Origin of the sequence: Pontibacter kalidii (assembly GCF_026278245.1) — a bacterium.
Lineage (GTDB): Bacteria > Bacteroidota > Bacteroidia > Cytophagales > Hymenobacteraceae > Pontibacter > Pontibacter kalidii.
In genome coordinates this window covers 1,271,593-1,287,344 of sequence record NZ_CP111079.1, presented here as the reverse complement: position 1 = coordinate 1,287,344, position 15,752 = coordinate 1,271,593, and the positions used below count along the sequence as shown (strand labels likewise).

At 41.1% G+C, this 15,752-nt stretch carries 13 protein-coding genes; all 13 read left to right on the top strand.

Annotation, left to right across the window (positions count from 1 at the left end; all coding sequences use genetic code 11):
* The first annotated feature begins 74 nt into the window (after positions 1 to 74).
* The 13 genes from OH144_RS05440 to OH144_RS05380 all read left to right on the top strand — a co-directional run bounded on the left by OH144_RS05440 (position 75) and on the right by OH144_RS05380 (position 15,746).
* Positions 75 to 1,376, top strand: coding sequence for an oligosaccharide flippase family protein (locus OH144_RS05440; protein ID WP_266205287.1), 1,302 nt, complete (start codon positions 75 to 77; stop codon positions 1,374 to 1,376).
* An 83-nt stretch (positions 1,377 to 1,459) separates the two neighbouring features.
* Positions 1,460 to 2,668 carry a glycosyltransferase gene (locus OH144_RS05435; protein WP_266205286.1) on the top strand — a complete coding sequence of 403 codons (1,209 nt, stop codon included), beginning with the start codon at positions 1,460 to 1,462 and terminating at the stop codon, positions 2,666 to 2,668.
* A gap of 45 nt (positions 2,669 to 2,713) precedes the next feature.
* Complete coding sequence (gene asnB / locus OH144_RS05430; protein ID WP_266205285.1) at positions 2,714 to 4,624, top strand: asparagine synthase (glutamine-hydrolyzing); 1,911 nt, start codon at positions 2,714 to 2,716, stop codon at positions 4,622 to 4,624.
* Between the two features lie 2 nt (positions 4,625 to 4,626).
* Positions 4,627 to 5,766 carry a glycosyltransferase gene (locus OH144_RS05425; protein WP_266205284.1) on the top strand — a complete coding sequence of 380 codons (1,140 nt, stop codon included), beginning with the start codon at positions 4,627 to 4,629 and terminating at the stop codon, positions 5,764 to 5,766.
* 16 nt (positions 5,767 to 5,782) lie between these two features.
* A complete protein-coding gene (gene hisH, locus OH144_RS05420) occupies positions 5,783 to 6,430 on the top strand; it encodes an imidazole glycerol phosphate synthase subunit HisH (protein WP_266205283.1) in 648 nt (215 codons plus the stop codon).
* Positions 6,417 to 7,181, top strand: coding sequence for an AglZ/HisF2 family acetamidino modification protein (locus tag OH144_RS05415; RefSeq protein WP_266205282.1), 765 nt, complete (start codon positions 6,417 to 6,419; stop codon positions 7,179 to 7,181). Before hisH ends, OH144_RS05415 begins: the two co-directional genes overlap by 14 nt.
* Before the next feature lies 1 nt (position 7,182).
* Complete coding sequence (locus OH144_RS05410) at positions 7,183 to 8,289, top strand: N-acetyl sugar amidotransferase (protein WP_266205281.1); 1,107 nt, start codon at positions 7,183 to 7,185, stop codon at positions 8,287 to 8,289.
* Between the two features lie 100 nt (positions 8,290 to 8,389).
* Positions 8,390 to 9,508, top strand: a complete 1,119-nt coding sequence (locus tag OH144_RS05405; RefSeq protein WP_266205280.1) for a GumK N-terminal domain-containing glycosyltransferase — start codon at positions 8,390 to 8,392, stop codon at positions 9,506 to 9,508.
* 6 nt (positions 9,509 to 9,514) lie between these two features.
* Entirely contained in the window at positions 9,515 to 10,717 is a 1,203-nt protein-coding gene (locus tag OH144_RS05400; protein WP_266205279.1) for an O-antigen polymerase, read from the top strand.
* A complete protein-coding gene (locus OH144_RS05395; RefSeq protein WP_266205278.1) occupies positions 10,710 to 11,774 on the top strand; it encodes a glycosyltransferase family 4 protein in 1,065 nt (354 codons plus the stop codon). Before OH144_RS05400 ends, OH144_RS05395 begins: the two co-directional genes overlap by 8 nt.
* Positions 11,755 to 13,011: an O-antigen ligase family protein gene (locus OH144_RS05390; protein WP_266205277.1), complete on the top strand. Its 1,257-nt coding sequence runs from the start codon at positions 11,755 to 11,757 to the stop codon at positions 13,009 to 13,011. The genes OH144_RS05395 and OH144_RS05390 overlap by 20 nt, the downstream gene beginning before the upstream one ends.
* A gap of 106 nt (positions 13,012 to 13,117) precedes the next feature.
* Entirely contained in the window at positions 13,118 to 14,215 is a 1,098-nt protein-coding gene (locus tag OH144_RS05385) for a glycosyltransferase family 4 protein (protein ID WP_266205276.1), read from the top strand.
* A 157-nt stretch (positions 14,216 to 14,372) separates the two neighbouring features.
* Complete coding sequence (locus OH144_RS05380; RefSeq protein WP_266205275.1) at positions 14,373 to 15,746, top strand: undecaprenyl-phosphate glucose phosphotransferase; 1,374 nt, start codon at positions 14,373 to 14,375, stop codon at positions 15,744 to 15,746.
* Positions 15,747 to 15,752: the final 6 nt, after the last annotated feature.

Genomic DNA, 15,752 nt, shown 5'->3' with positions numbered 1-15,752 from the left:
TGCTTTTTATAAAGGCCTGATGGAGGTACGGGTTGAATACCTGAGCAGCTTAGGCTCAAGAGTATAATTTAAAAATGGAGTCTTATTTGAAAGCCTTCAAGAATAAAGAGATCAAAAGTCTGGTCAAGGGCGCCGCTCAATCCGAGTATCTGCAGAATGCAGCAAAGTTGTTTACAGGAACTGCCCTTGCTCAGATTATATCTGTTGCCGCATCCCCTGTTCTGTCTAGAATTTATACCCCGGAAGATTTTGGAACTTTTGCACTCTACAACAGCACCTTATCTATACTCCTAATTTTCTCTACTGGCAGATACGATATAGCCATCGTATCTGCAAAATTGCGTTCAGGTGCAATTAACTTAGTATCGTTGTCTTTCATCATACTTGGGTCGCTAACGTTTCTTATCTCGCTTCTGTTAGTTCTTCTGCATAAGTGGGTTATTGGGCTTGTAGACAAACCCGCCCTGAGCCATGTTATTTACTTGATACCAGTTTCTTTTCTATTCATGGGAGCCTATCAAATTCTCTCCTATTGGGCAAACAGGGAAAAAAACTATAATTTTCTAGCCTCCTCTAAGATCGCCCAAAACGCATCTAATATAACTGCTGCGATACTAGTGGGAATCTTTTTAAGCTTAGGCGTAGGTTTAGTATGGGGCCAGCTTGTAGGTGCAATCATGGCTTTGGTAGTGATAGCCTATAAGGGAGGGCCGTTATTTAGAGAGATAAGAAAAGTTACTACAAAAAGGGGGATAAAGCATTCCGCTATTGAACATGCAGATTTCCCTAAATATTCCTTACCTACTTCCTTTCTAGATACCTTTACAACGCAGTTGCCGGTTTACCTAATATCTTTTCTCTTTACTGAAGCCTTAGCAGGGCATTTCTCTTTTGCATTCAGAATTCTGAATTTACCGATCAGCCTGATTGGCGTAAGCATTGGTCAGGTGTTTTATCAGAAATTAACTGAAGTACACCATCATAAACAAGACTCAATAAAACTCATACTTAAAATGTGGGGCTTGTTATTTGCCATAGGATTAGTTCCCTTTACAATACTATTACTTTTCGGCAGTGAACTCTTCGTCCTATTGTTTGGTGCTGAATGGGAAGAGGCTGGTAAGATTGCCTCCATCCTCTCTATTCCCTTACTTTTTGTTTTCTGTAGTTCCCCTACAAGCACAGCCTTCATCGTCTATGGCATTCAGAAATACTCTCTCCTGTTCGGAATTCTATTTATTTTCTTAAGACCCCTGGCATTTTACATAGGCTACTTACAAAATGATGTCTTCCTAGGCCTGATTCTTTGGGGGATACTGGATATCATCCTTATCATACTTTTCAATTTCATCTTATTAAAGAAAGTTTCAGGTTAGCCATTCATACTTGTAGTGCAAACTTGATACTTCATTCTGACAATACGTCATAGAACTCCTACAGACTTAATCACACAACAAGCATGAATGTTTTTATCATCCCATCTTGGTATCCTTCGGCCAATAGCCCTATAGCAGGTATCTTCTTTAAAGAACAGGCTTCCTATATTGCAGAAATGTACGAAAGGCTAAACATAGGTGTTAGTCTGTGGGGGCAGAACAACGCCCAATACGCTCTTAATAAGAATCCCTTCTCTACCTTAAAGGCGTTTTATAACTTCGGGAAAAACAGAAAGTTAACACAAGTTACGCCATTAAGGGACAATCTTATCGAACTATTCACTCCTTCTCTAACCTTTGAGTGGCCATTTAACGTGAAAGGTGACAACATTGCGGGAATGATAAATGCTAATTTTGCTAACTTCGAATCCTACCAAGCACGGTATGGTAAAGTAGATGTTATACATGCCCATGTTAGTTATCCTGCAGGTTATATTGCTATGGCCCTAGCCCAACAATACAAAGTACCCTATGTTATCACAGAACATATGGGGCCTTTCCCGTTCGAGAAGTTTCTTTTGAGAGATGGTGGTATTCACCCAAAACTGGCTTTGCCCTTAGAAAACTCCAGTAAGGTTGTAGCGGTTAGTCCCAAACTCGCGAATGATATCACGGATTTTGGCTTTCAACAGCCCGTCTTCATCCCTAATGTAATCAACGAAGACTTTTTCACACCCACCTACACTCCGGTAGATGCGCCTTTCCATTTCTTCACTCTTGCAATGCTATACCCGGAGAAAGGAATCGATGATTTACTCGAAGCAATTCGAATTGTGATAAAAAACAAACAGAAGGTGGTATTCAGCATTGGTGGAGGTGGCCAACTCCTACAGCACTATAAAGCAAAAGCAAAAGAATTAGGCCTGGAACAGCATGTAGATTGGCTTGGAGAGATAAGTAGAAGCAAAGCAAGAGAAATGTATCGAAAATGTCACGCATTTGTTTTACCAAGTCATGGAGAGACATTTGGCGTGGTGTATGCAGAAGCTATCGCTTGTGGCAAACCGGTTATAGCCACAAGATGCGGAGGACCGGAGTGTATAGTGGATGAATACAATGGATTGCTTGCCGAAGTACAAGACCCTCAAGACTTGGCTCAGAAGATATTTTACTTAATGGAGAACTACTCAGCTTTTGATTCAGACCGAATCAGAAAAGGGTTTGAAGATAAATTTTCAAAGCGAGCAGTAATACCACAAATAATAGAGGTCTATAAATCACTAATTAAGTAGCATAAAAACAATGCTGCTTTCAATCATAAATGCTGAAATAATACCATGTGCGGAATAGGTGGAGCAATAAATTTTAAACGGTCCGAAATTTCACTAGAGACCATACAAAACATCGGAAGTGCCATTGAGCATAGAGGTCCTGATGACTTTGGCTTCTACTTTGCTGCTGGAGGAGAAAAAGTGTTGACAAGAGAGATCAAAGATGGATTTGATTTCAACGTGGCCTTCCTTCACCGCAGACTATCAATCCTAGACTTATCTGAAAGAGGTTGGCAACCTATGCAGACGCTTAATAAAAGATACACTATTACATATAATGGTGAGGTCTACAATTACATTGAGTTGAGGGATCTTTTAATGGCGAAAGGCTATCAGTTTCAGACTGAAACTGACACAGAAGTAATTTTATATGCCTATGAAACGTGGGGCGTGAAATGTCTCGAATACTTTAATGGCATGTTTGCCTTTGCAATACATGATACAGTTAAGAACGAAGTCTTCCTGGCAAGAGACCCTTTCGGAATTAAGCCGCTTTATTACGCAGTAAACAATAACTTTTTCCTCTTTTGCTCCGAAATAAAAGGACTTGTTGCAGAGACTAAAGTAAATAAAAAGATCAACGCGGCCAAGTTGCAGGAATACTTGGCGTATGGGTGGACCAATCATTCTTCAGAAACTATATACAGCGATATTTGTGAGTTCCCAGCTGCACACTACGCCATTATACCAGCAGCTAAAAGTGAAGCTATAAAGCCAAAGCCCTACTGGTCCCTTGAAAATATTGAAGTACGCAATATTTCCTTCCAGGATGCTGCCAGTCGCGTTGAGGAGATTTTTTATAATAATATAAAAATACATCTGAGAAGCGATGTAGAAGTGGGCTATACTCTCTCAGGTGGTCTAGACTCCTCCTCAGTTATCTGTATTGCCGATAAGATTCTGCCAGAGCGAAAAAAACACGCCTTTAGCTATATTCCTAACTATGAGGAAAAAAGCGAAAAGAAGTGGATTGATATAGTAAACGCAAAAGTCGGAAGTGTACCCTACTTCACAGAACCATCAGAAGCAACCTTTATTTCGGAAATTGAAAAAATAATAGCGCTTCAGGATGAGCCTTTTGGAGGTACAAGCATCTACGCACAATACAAGGTATTCGAATTGGTGAAGGAGAATAACATCAAAGTAGTGCTTGACGGACAGGGGGCTGATGAAATTTTTGCAGGCTATATTCATTATTTCTCCGATAGAGCGATGTCTATACTTCAGAAGGATGGAATTAATGCATACATAGCATTTATCAGGAAAATTGACCCGCTTCTTAATGTATCAAAATTAAGGCTTATCCTGAAAGGCGTTGCTAAAATCCTCCCTTGGGATATGCAGAAACGTTTAGAGAAGCGCTACCTCTCTCATACTGAACGATTTTTTGAGACTAAGGCCATAGATGCAAATGATATAACCTTTACCGCCCCGAATTTCGGAGACAACTATCTAAAAGCCTCACTCTATAAACGACTCAAACATGTAGGTCTTCCTTGGCTGCTCCGGTATCAGGACAGGAACTCTATGGCGTTTTCCATAGAGGGACGTGTTCCTTTCCTGACAAAGGACCTAACTGAGTTTGTTTTCTCCTTGCCAGAGGATTATATCTTAACCAATGATGGTTATACAAAACAACTGATGCGTGAAGGCCTGAAGAGCTATTTACCTCAAGAAATCTTAAAAAGAAAAGACAAAATAGGCTTTGAGACTCCAGAACGAAAATGGATAAAGAACTCCTCCTCTTGGGTTTCGGAAATTTTAAACTCGCGTAATAACAGTCATTTCGGGCTCAAAATAAATGAGTTGAAGGCTGAGTTTACCAAGGTTTTTACTAATAAAGCTAACTACACTGAGGAGCATTGGAGATACTTAAACTTCCTAAGGTGGGCTGAGATTAATAAAGCTACACTTTGATCATGAAAAAGCTTAACATACATATTTACCCTTCACAGTTTAAGTTCGAAAGCCGAATCTTAAAAATAACAGAATCGCTCATCAACCATAACATTATTGATGAAGTTGTTATTCTTGCGCTTCCAGGGGACTCTTTGCCTGAGTGGGAAATCATTGATGAAAAAAGAAAGGTTTGGAGACCAGCCTTTTTCAACTTTGGTTTACAGAAAGGTATAATATTAAAACTTTTGTTTCTGACCCAATATATACTAAAGGCCTCATACTTCGTTCTTCGACACCCAGTAAAGGTCGTTAATTCCCATAGTGTTAACGATTTACCCCTATCCTACTGGCTTAGTTTCCTATCTGGATCAAAGCTTATTTATGATCCGCATGAACTGGAGACTGAAAAGAAGGGTCTGAAACGATTAGCTCAGAAAATTTACAGAGTGGTAGAACGGATCTTTATACATAAAACACATCATGTATTTGTAGTTTCAGATAACATCAAACTTTGGTATCTAAAACGGTATGCCCTATCTGATGAAAAGGTTTCGGTTGTGAAGAATATCCCAAAAGCCTTCGAAGCTCCTCCGGCTAGTAACAAATTCTCTGTTCTGCTTGGCTTAGATAGTAATGCCATAAAGTTCATCTATCAAGGTGGGCTTTTCTCAGGAAGGGGGATTCCCATACTTTTAGAGGCCTTTAGTGGCGTTGACCCAAACAAACACTTGATTATTATGGGCTATGGGGAGCTTGAGAACGAAGTAAGAGATTTCTCTAAAAAATTTCAAAATATACATTATGTGCCGGCTGTTCCTCCTAATGAGGTATTATCTTACTCCTGTAGTGCTGATGTTGGAATAGCATTGATCGAAAACATTTGCCTTAGTTATTATTACTGTATGCCCAACAAATTGTATGAGTACTATTTAGCGGGCATCCCCTCCATTGTGAGCAACTTTCCAGACATGGCACAGTTTATAGAAGAAGCCAAGTGTGGTTGGACTGTTGATGTTAAAGCCTGTGAATTTAAGGACTTAATCAACCGTATCTCCAAGGAGGATATAGACGGGGTGAAATCTCTCATAACGCAACACAACAATAAGTTGTCCTGGGCAAACGAAGAGAACAAATTAATTACGCCCTATTTAAGTATCTAATATAGCTACCTGACACATGAAGCATTCAACAATCTGTATCATAGACTATGGTTTAGGTAATTCCGGTTCGATTCAAAACATGCTTAAGCGGGTTGGTTATAACTGTACTATCACCAATCGCCCTGAAGAATTAAATGCAGCCGACTTGCTCTTCCTGCCAGGTGTAGGTTCTTTCGATGATGGCATGAGCAATCTTGAGAAGCTGAACCTGATTCCTATTCTTGAAAAGAAGGTGCTGGTGGAGAAAACACCTCTCGTGGGAATTTGCTTAGGGATGCAGTTGCTTTTAAATGGCAGCGAAGAAGGAGAAAAGGCAGGCCTTGGGTGGGTATCGGGGGAATGTAAGAAGTTTAATTTTGATGCCAACGCCTCTCGCCTCCGTGTCCCGCATATGGGTTGGAACCTAATCCATGCCTCACAGACGGATAATTCACTTCTTGACATAGGGGCTCCGGAACTACGCTACTACTTCGTACATAGCTATTACGCTAAACTTGAAGATTCATCACATGAGCTATGCTCCACCAACTACGGCATTAACTTTAGTTCAGGCATCAGAAAAGAAAATATAGTTGGGTTCCAGTTTCATCCTGAGAAAAGCCATAAATTTGGGATGTTGCTTTTCAAGAACCTCGTAAAACAATTAACTTGTGTTAAAAGCTAGAGTAATCCCCTGTTTACTCCTCAAAGGTGGAGGGGGGTTAGTTAAAACAAAAAAGTTTGGGTCACCAACCTATATCGGAGATCCTATCAATGCAGTTAAGATATACAATGAAAAAGAGGTTGATGAACTTATGTTTCTCGACATCACTGCAAGTAAGGAGCAAAGAGGCCCTAACTTTAGTTTTCTTAAGGATATTGCCACAGAATGCTTTATCCCCTTGTGCTATGGTGGAGGCATCACAAAAACAGATGAAATCAGGAAACTATTGCGCATAGGCATTGAGAAAGTCTCCCTTAACTCTGTGAACTTTACAAATCCAGGCTTGATTTCTGAAGCCGTAAAATTATTTGGGAGCTCTACAATCGTTGGCTCTATGGATGTAAAGATGAACCTGTTTAGAAAGCTGCGAGTTTTTAATTCTAAAACAAGAGACACTACCAAGCTGGATCCGATTGAGTACGCTCTCTCCCTAGAAAGCCGGGGCGCGGGAGAAATCCTGCTTAACGCTGTCGATAGGGATGGAATGCTAGCTGGGTATGACTATGAATTGATAAAAAAGATAACCGATGCAGTAAAAGTACCTGTAATAGCATGCGGAGGTGCCTCAAAGCTAGAGGACATAGAACGCGTTGTTAAATATTCCGGTGCTTCTGCAGCCGCTGCCGGAAGCCTTTTCGTTTACCAGGGTGGCAACAAAGGCGTACTTATCAACTACCCGAATTATCAACAACTCGAGGAAATTCTTAATTAACATGAAGAGAGAAGTAGTCACTTGTGTAAAATGCCTGATGGATTCCACGGATCCGGATATACATTTTAACTCTGGAGGTATTTGCAATTATTGCCTTGAGGCAGAAGAAACTCTCCCTAAATACAGGTACACAGATGAGCAAATAGGAGCGAACATCGGGCGCCTGCTACAACACATCAAAGCAAACAGAAAAGGAAAGTACGATTGCCTTATTGGCATCAGTGGAGGAGTAGACAGTTCTTATGTCGCCCACTTGGCTTACAAATGGAAGCTAACCCCCCTTGTTGTGCACTTTGATAATGGATGGAACTCAGAACTAGCTGTTTCCAACATTAACAAAATTCTGGACAAGACCGGCTTTGACTTGCAAACATATGTTATTGACTGGGAGGAATTTAAAGATTTACAAAGATCTTTCATCAAGGCTTCTGTTGTAGATATTGAGATGTTAACAGATCATGCTATTGTAGCATCAATGTACAGGTTAGCGAAGGAGAATAATATTAAGTGTATACTTTCCGGAACAAATTATGCTACCGAACATGGCTTGCCTTCCGCCTGGGTATGGCAGAAAGTTGACCTTAAAAATATTCAACACATCCATAAATTGTTTGGAAGACAACCGCTCAAAACCTTTCCTACGATAGGTATTTACAAATCATTCCTGTACAAGATACTGCACAAGCTGGATTTCCTGGAGCCTCTGAATATAATAAACTATAAAAAGCTGGAGGCGATGGAGGTTCTGGAGAAGGAATATGGATGGAGGTATTATGGTGGAAAGCACTATGAATCATGGTTTACAAAATTTTACCAGGCTTATATTCTGCCCCAGAAATTCAATATTGATAAGCGAAAGTCGCACCTATCCGCTCTTATACGGAACGAAGAGATTACCTTAGAGCAGGCTAGAGAGGAACTTGCTAAGCCGCTGTACACTGTTGAGGACCTGACACAAGAGAAGGAGTTCATTTTGAAAAAGCTAGAATTTACCCCTGAAGAGTTCGAAGAAATTATGCAAGCAGCTCCGAAGAGGCATGATGAATACGAAACTAGCATACATCTGCGCAAAAAGCTTTCTTCGTTGAAAGAGAAATTTAATTTCTAGACACTCACTTCTGAAGCAGAGGTTTAGTATAATGCAGCGAAGGTCTTCGATGCCGCAGTAGACTCTCTCTGCCATCGAAGACTTTTATACTTGAACATCTATGAAATCAGAGCTTACTAAGACAACCATGCCTAGAATTACATTAATAACAGGACATTATGTAAGTTCGAAAAGGAAAGCGGGTTTTCATCATCTGGCAAAAGCATATGAGGAGTTGGGATATGAAGTACTTTTCTTTACTGCCCCAGTTAGCAAATTACATCAGCTTAAGGGAGATCATATCACGCAGTATGCTATCAAGGAAGAGGCAAACCAAATGATAGCAAAGGGAGGCTTGCATAGCTACGTCCATTATACACCATGGCATGTTGCAAACACGCGCTTCAGGTTGACCAATGCTCTTACCGCTGCTATAGTACCTTATTATGCTAATTTCCCAATAGCCAAAGAGGCTCTTTCCTTTATTAAGAGCAGCTCTTATATCGTGTTTGAAAGCACTCCAGGCCTATTGCTCTTCGATAAGGTTAAAAAGCTGAATCCAGGTGCAAAGTACATATATAGGGTCTCAGATGACCTTCGCTTTCTACAGGTCCATCCAGCGCTGATTAAATATGAAGCAAAAGTGCTTCCCTCCTTTGACGTGGTAAGTATAGTCAGCGCTCATTTTTTTAATCTTTTTAAACAAAAGAATGTCCGGCTGCATTATCATGGGATAGATAAGCAAACTTATGATCAGCCACATGTAAACCCCTATCCAGCAGGATCAACCAACTTAGTCTTTATTGGAAATGCATACTTCGATAGAGACTTCCTCGAAACCGCCTCCACTTTGTTTCCAGATGCAAAGTTTCATATTATCGGTCCTATACAAGGTTTGCCCAAACATCCGAACATTATAGCCTATGGAGAGATGCCCTTCTATGAAACAGTAGGCTACATCAAATACGCCGATGTAGGCCTTCATACATTACACAGGGCAAGAGGAGCAGAAGCGTTTACTGATACCCTCAAAGTGCATCAGTATACTTACTGCCAGTTACCGATTGTTGCACCAAGCTTCTTAAAGACAAACAGGAAACATGCTTTCTATTACACGCCTGGAAATGCAGCTACGATACAAACTTCTCTTGAGAATGCCCTTGGTTTCCTGCATGATGAGGTAGACAACTCAAACGTACTGGACTGGAAGGAGCTGGCACAAAAATTAATTAAGGAGTAAGCTGGAATGAGAGTACCTATAAAAATAAACTTTTCACATCCTGTATTGTATGCAGTAGGGTTTGTTTTCCTGTTTACTGTTCCATATCTGTATCCTTCCATTCACTTCAGGTATACCAAGGTGTTCTCCCCTTCCGTTCACCTGCTGATCAGTTCTTTCGTTGCTCTTCTGGTTATACTCTCCTATTATCTATCAAAAATTAGTTTTGCACCCAATAAGCTCAGCTCCAAACCTTATATACCTTACCAGTTTATTTGGTTATGTAAAGCTGGGCTCTTAGTCGCATTACTAATGAACATCTTGATAGTTCTACATGCTTTTGCTGCTTATAACGGGAATATCCTCAGTGCTAAAGAATCCATAGAAGCCTTTGGCGGGATTAATATACTGTCTCAAACTTATATGTTTTTCCTACCCCCTTATATATACTACTCTTACCGTCAAAAGAAAAAGCACAAGCTTGTACTGCTCGTCTTAGGGTTCGTTTTATTGATAAGATCCGTTTTGATGGCTGAAAGAGTGGCGTTCCTGGAATTTCTGGTGCCGGTTTTCGTCACTTACTTTCTGGCTTCAGAGAGGAAGCTTTATGTAACTAAAATTTTAAAGTATTTTTCTCTACTCCTCTTGTTCTTCATGGTACTAGAGCTTAGCAGACAGTTCTACAACCAATACATATTAAGCGGAGGAGAGGTAAACCCCTGGTTTGCCCTATCATGGACCTTAGAGCGCTTTTTTGCTTATTATGCTGACACTGCTAATAAGTTTTACTATTCCATCACGCATGACTTAGCCTTCACCACACACCATTACCTCTACCCATTCGAGCGAATAATAAGCAGGATCGCACCCATTGATATGGAGCAGCCAGAGGTAGATTACGGAGAGTTCAGATGGGTAGATTTCACAAATGCGGGGGGCTTAAATATGTTTTATACTGATTTTGGTTTCTTTAGTATATTCGCATTTGTGCTTTTGTTTGTTGCTTTCTTCAAGTCCTTTAGGTCCATACAAAAAGGTAGCCTAATAGCGCTTTGCCTTTACCCCAATCTGGTAACCGTAATATTAGAGTTAGCGAGGTTTGTGAATTTGTATAACACTCGTTTTTTTGTCCCACTAGTCATATTTATAATTATTTATACCTTATATAAATACTTAGTTTTACGCTTCCCCAAAGGAGGTCATGAGATACAATTAAACACAATTGAATAAGCTTATCATTAACGCTAGATTTCTAACACAGAACATAACTGGTGTTCAGCGTTTTGCCATTGAGGTTTCGAAACAACTGAAGCAGCTTGTTCCAGCTTCAGAGATTTGCTTTGTATCTCCACCAAACATGCTGCACAAAGATTTAGCTTCTGAGCTAGGGGTTATTGTTATCGGGAAACACACAGGACACTTATGGGAGCAGCTCGATCTGATGCAATTCCTCCGCTCTCAGGGGAATCCGATCCTGGTCAATCTGGCGAACTCGGCTCCGCTGTTCTACAGCAACAATGTCGTTACTATTCATGATTTAGCTGTGTTTCACAACCCGAAGTGGTTCTCTCTTCTATACCGTACTTATTACCGTTTTCTAACTCCAATTATAGTAAAGGCTGCCAGGCTGGTTTTTACGGTTAGCGACGCAGTTAAGGAAGAGCTAATAAAAAAATTTAAATTAGCCCCCGGAAACGTTGAGGTTATATATAATGCCGTTTCCGATAGGTTTCAGCCTGTACAAACAAAGAGTGCAAAGGCAGAAGACAAATATATCTTGACGGTGAGTTCACTAGATCCCAGAAAAAATCTGCGGAACCTGATCTTAGGTTTTACAAATTCAGGTGTTACGGATCACAGCCTCTACATTATTGGCGGCCAAAGTACCGCTTTTGCCAAAACCGACCTACAAGACATCATTCAACAAGATAGCCGCATTAAGCTATTAGGAAGGGTATCCGATAATGAATTACCTGACTTATATGCTCATGCAAAGCTTTTTGCTTACCTGTCGCTTTATGAGGGCTTTGGCTTACCTAACATAGAGGCAATGGCTATGGGAACACCTGTGCTCACGTCCGATATTGCTGCCACTAAAGAGGTGTGTGGAGAAGCTGCTTGTTATGTAGATCCAAACGATGTCAATAAAATATCTTTAAGCATATCAAACCTCCTGAACGATCCCGAACTATTGAGTAACCTGTCTGAGAGGGGACTGGGAAAGTGTAAGGAGTATAGCTGGACAACCTCTGCAACGAAATTATATCATGCCATTACTAAATTTTAGTTTGGGGAGCAAACACGCTGGGCTACAGCAATACAACCTAAAGGTAGTCCTGTTGGGTTTGTTTATCGGGTCAGTTCTCTTTAGTCGTACCATAAGTATTGGTATACTTGGTGCTTACACCATTTTATTATTTTTTTCTACCTCGTTGAAGGAAAAAAAGGAACGTTTGTTAGAACATAAAGCAGTTCTCTTACTTTCTCTTTTATTCTTGTTGCTGGCATTAAGCCTACTCTACTCTCAGCACAATGGCCTGCCTTACCTTGAGAAAGAGCTTCTGCTTCTCATACTTCCTTTGGTCATTGGAAGTACCAATTTAAACACCAGCGATGTCAGTGGAATTCTTAGGTTGTATGTTATCAGTTGTCTGTTATTTACTTTGGTGAGCATCGTTGAAGCTTATCAATTCTACACGTTACCAACAGAGCACTTTTCAACTCAACATTTGCCACACCAGCTCTCAGACCGGATTCATGCGCCTTACCTATCCTTGCTGCTTGTACTGGCAAACCTCAGCATCCTGCTCATAAACAATAGCAGAGTACGTTTCTTCAAGGCTGATTTAGTGCTGTGTTTATACTTTAGTATGTTTATACTTGTACTATCATCCAGAACCGCCCTGTTCTGCAACCTGTTTCTTTTGGTCGCCTACCTTTATTTTAGATTAGCTAAACAGAAGAAGGTAGGGATGTACATAACCTTTCTTGCGATGCTGGTCATAGTTATTGGTTTAACATTTAAAAATTATGCTCATTTCCAGGAGAGATTTGCGGCTATTACTTCGGCGGGCTACGGAGTCTCCGAGAGGGTAACGATCTACAGGGCCAGTTTATCGATCATTCAGGAACATCCACTTACAGGGGTCGGTATTGGAGACATTCAGGCAGAGTTAGACAAGGTGTACGAGAATTGGGCACTTCCGGAGCACTTCTTTGAGTTTAACCCGCACAATCAGTATCTGCATGTAACAATGGCTGTGGGAGTAATAGGTCTGCTGTTATTTCTGTACTTGTTGCTCTTTCCCGTATACTTGGCTGTAAAGGCTAAGAAGCCTTTATTCGCCGCCTTTTATTTCATATTTATACTTGCTTTTCTAACAGAAGTGGTCCTGTCCAGGTATTGGGGAGTTGCAACTTTTGCTTTCTTCTATTCTGCTTTTACCACTTATTTAATAGACCAGAAAAACCTTGCTAAACCTCTAAACAGAAGTTATACGCAGCTTGTGCCCTCCGATAAATAGTCGTGCATTTTATTAAATTAGCTAATATTGTACAAAGTTATCCTAACTCTGGTGTCACCCATCTTTATACCTGACGTTATGGAGGTAATAATTAAAACTGTATTCAGTGAAAGTAGCCATAGTACATGAGTGGTTTGTAGACTATGCCGGCTCTGAAAGAGTGGTAGAACAGTTGCTGTACCTTTATCCTGAAGCAGATCTTTTCTCCGTGATTGATTTCATGCCTCAGGATCTCAGAAAGCATATACTACATAAGAAAGCCACCACCACTTTTATCCAGAAACTGCCATTCGCCCGCAAGCACTACAGAAATTACCTGGCTTTGATGCCCTTAGCCATAGAACAGCTGGATGTATCGGCTTATGATGTGGTAATCTCCAGTAGTCATGCAGTGGCCAAGGGTGTGATTACCAACGCAGGCCAGTTGCACATTTGCTACTGCCATTCCCCTATCCGCTATGCTTGGGACCTGTACCATCAATACCAGAGAGAGGCTGGCCTGAACAGGGGCTTGAAGGGCTTTGTTGCTAAGATCATGCTACATTACATCAGGTTGTGGGATTACACCACAGCAAACCGCCCTGATTATTTTATTGCCAACTCTGCCTATATCGCCCACCGGCTCAAGAAGGTGTACAACAGAGAGGCTAGCGTTATTTATCCGCCTGTTGATGTGGGGAGCTTTAGTGTACTCTCGGAGAAACATGATTTCTACCTGACGGCCTCCAGACTGGTGCCCTACAAGAAAGTAGACCTCATTGTTGAGACTTTTGCCCATTTACCAGACAAGAAGTTAATTGTAATTGGCGATGGACCGGATTTTAATAAAATCAAGGCAAAAGCAACCAGCAACGTTATCTTGATGGGTTTTCAGCCCTTCGAAGTACTAAAGGACCACATGCAGCGCGCTAAGGCATTTATTTTCGCGGCAGAGGAAGATTTTGGCATTATACCTGTAGAGGCTCAAGCCTGCGGTACGCCTGTTATTGCTTTTGGTAAAGGCGGCGCCTGTGAAACAGTAGTGAACGGGCGCACCGGTATCTTATATCAAGAGCAAAGTATAAACTCGCTGACCGAGGCGCTTGCAGCATTTGAAGGTAATTCTTCCGGGTACAATTCATCTGAGATCAGGCAAAACGCGGAGAGATTTAGCACAGAGGCTTTTAAAGAAAAGATAAAGCGCTTTGTTGAGGATCACCATTAACTTCACTGCTTCTATTGTTCTCCGCTGACCAGCATTCGGTGAATGAAAAATGAAATAGTTTATACTATACATCTATTATTGAATATAGCAGGCTCAAAGAATTAGAGTCCTCCGATAGAACTTACTATATTCGCACCTGTCTACAAGGACACACAAAATGGCCAGTTATTACTCAAAATATATTAAGCTAGTACATACAATAGGTGATATTGGTGCAATCACGGCATCACTGGCTATTGCCTATAGCTTTGGTGACTCAGATAGAGCTCAACCTCCTTTTTTGTATGCTGTAGCATTTGCCTTAGGAAGCTGGTTTATATGTACTAGCTTACTTGGCACATACAAGATTTACCGCGTTACTACACGGTTTAAAGTCGCTGTTACTGCACTAAAGGCTGTCCTTCTTTACATATTACTTATAGAGGCTGGTCTGAATATTTCTGGTTTCGAGGCTATAACAAGGTCATTCCTCCTCTCCCATTATGCTACCTTAGCAGGCTTTGTGATTTTATGGCGGATTTCCGTTACCACAGCCCTGCGGATTTACAGAAGAAAAGGCTATAATCTGCGCAAAGTGGTTGTAGCTGGCCATAATGAGATGGCGCTAGAACTAGAGTCGTTCATTAAGGCTAACCCCGACTTTGGCTACAAGTTCCTAGGGTTCTTCAGTAACAAAGAAGTCCCATCTAACAACGTAATAGGTAAAATCTCTGACATAAAGGAATTTGCTACCTTCAATGAGATAGACGAGATTTACTGCTGCCCCTTTGAGTTAGAGAAGAAAGAGATAACGCAGCTGCTTAATTTTGCGGATGACAACCTTGTACGCATAAAGTTTCTTCCTGAGCTGAACAGCAACGCTAACCAGAAGCTGAAAGTGGACTTTTACGACGTACTTCCCGTGCTGATGGTACGTAACATCCCTCTGGATGATGCCATCAACAAGTTCATAAAGAGAGCTTTTGATATATTCTTCTCCCTTTTTGTTATCATATTCGTCTTATCCTGGCTCCTGCCGATCATCGCGATAGCCATTAAATTAGACTCGAAGGGCCCTGTCTTTTTCAAGCAGATCAGATCCGGCATTGACAATAAGAATTTTGAGTGCTATAAGCTACGAAGCATGTATATCAACAAAGATGCGAACAAGCTTCTGGCCAAAAGGGGCGACTCCCGAATCACCAGGGTAGGTGCTTTCATTAGGAAGACGAGTATAGATGAGCTGCCGCAATTCTTCAATGTCTTTCTTGGTCACATGTCCATTGTAGGTCCGCGGCCACACATGTTGAAGTTGGGCGAAGAATACGCGCAGGTGGCAGACAAGTACATGGTTCGCCACTTTATAAAGCCAGGCATTACGGGCCTTTCTCAGGTGCGCGGGTATCGGGGAGATACGACTTATTCCTATCAGATCAGGGGCCGTGTAAAACTCGACATCTTCTACCTGGAGAACTGGTCTTTCTGGCTGGACCTCAAGATTATCTTCTACACTGTTTACAATGTTATGCGAGGCGATAAGGCTGCTTTTTAGAAGTAC